This is a genomic window from Streptomyces sp. B1866 (assembly GCF_031932565.1).
Classification (GTDB): domain Bacteria; phylum Actinomycetota; class Actinomycetes; order Streptomycetales; family Streptomycetaceae; genus Streptomyces.
The window spans coordinates 1-1,322 of sequence record NZ_JAVSCF010000518.1 but is presented as its reverse complement, the minus strand read 5'-3'; the positions used below and the strand labels follow the sequence as shown (position 1 = coordinate 1,322).

The 1,322-nt window shown below is 67.2% G+C and carries 2 protein-coding genes; both read left to right on the top strand.

The features are described 5' to 3' along the window. Nucleotides 1-113: 113 nt before the first annotated feature. Nucleotides 114-392 (top strand): hypothetical protein, encoded by a 279-nt coding sequence (locus RKE29_RS29905; protein ID WP_312008846.1) that lies wholly within the window; start codon nt 114-116, stop codon nt 390-392. A 70-nt stretch (nt 393-462) separates the two neighbouring features. Further along, nucleotides 463-1,161, top strand: coding sequence for a hypothetical protein (locus RKE29_RS29900; protein WP_312008845.1), 699 nt, complete (start codon nt 463-465; stop codon nt 1,159-1,161). The last annotated feature ends 161 nt before the right edge of the window (nt 1,162-1,322 follow it).

Below are 1,322 nucleotides of genomic sequence, written 5' to 3'. Positions count from 1 at the left end.
GGTGCTGATCACCGGCAGCTACCAGGCCACGTAGGAGGGCTTCGCGCGGCGCGGGATCAGGTCCGGTAGTGAGGTATTTAGGTACCATGGTATCTAAGTGGGAGGTGGTGGAGGTGGCGAGCTTGCCAGCTGGTGCTCCGCGGCAGTCTCCGCTGAAAGTGGACCCGGAGACGGACAGGCTGATCAGCCAGGGCGCGCACTTTCTCGGTGTTACCAAGAAAGACCTGGTCGCCGAGGCGGTCCGGGCCTACCTCGAACAGCGTCGAGAAGATCTCCGCACGGGGATGGTCGAGGCATTGAAGCTCCTCGACGGATCGCTGAAGTCGGACGTGATGCTTCTGACGGGCCTCACGGCGGACGAGATCGACGCGGTGGGCGGGATTGACGAGTAGCACATCAATGCACCCCGTCCGCCCCACGCTGCGTTGCCTTCAGGAAGACCTCGGCTTACCGCTTCCCCCGGTGACACAGCCGCTGGACGAGATCGGCCATCCGCTCCTGGCGAAGGCATCCGAGCAGTTCTCGGTTGCCGACGCCAAGCACGAACGCATCCGTGCCATCGATGACCGGGTGCTGCTCAAGGTGAAGGTCCAGCGTTGGCGCGGCGCGGTCTGGATCGACAGCGGCCTGCCGTGGCTGGTGGCAGCAGGGCGGCGGGAAGACGGCTCGGCCGGCGATTTCTATGCCGCTCTTGAAGCCGACGGCAAGGCCGCCCGTGCGCGCTATAACGCCGGGCACCGCGACGGGCTGAAGACCGACACCTGCTGCGGTCACCTGCTGCCCGGCCGCGCCGACCATGTCCGGTACCGAGCCGAGGCCGGCGTCCGATTGGCTCGTCGGCTCCGGGTCACTCTCCGCACGTTGATCCGAGATTCCCTGCGGGACGGGCGAGAGCACAGCACCGACTTCGACACCTTCGCGCTCGGCCTTCAGGTGCGCGCGGACGACGGGTATGAGACGTACGTCGCTGTACGCATCACCGGATCGGTCCCGCCTGACCTGGCAGTCGTCATTCTCGGCAACGTACCCGGCTGCGAGCGCGAAGGTTGGTACCCGGAATACGCTCTGCCCGAACGTGAACTCCTGCCGGCGGAGCAGGCGTGGTCAAACCTTATGGATCCGGTGGAAGCGGCCCGGCTGCTGGACCCGGGGCAGGACTGAGGCGGCGCGTCGTGCCCCGGGCACAGGCTCATCCGGCGGCCGTCGGATCGTACGTCGGCCCAAAGGGCGTCGGCTGCCGCGCCCGCCAGACCGTCACCCGTCCTTCGAGGAGAAGCTTGTGAGGTCCGCCCTCACCCTCGCCGACGCGCTCGCGCGCGGGA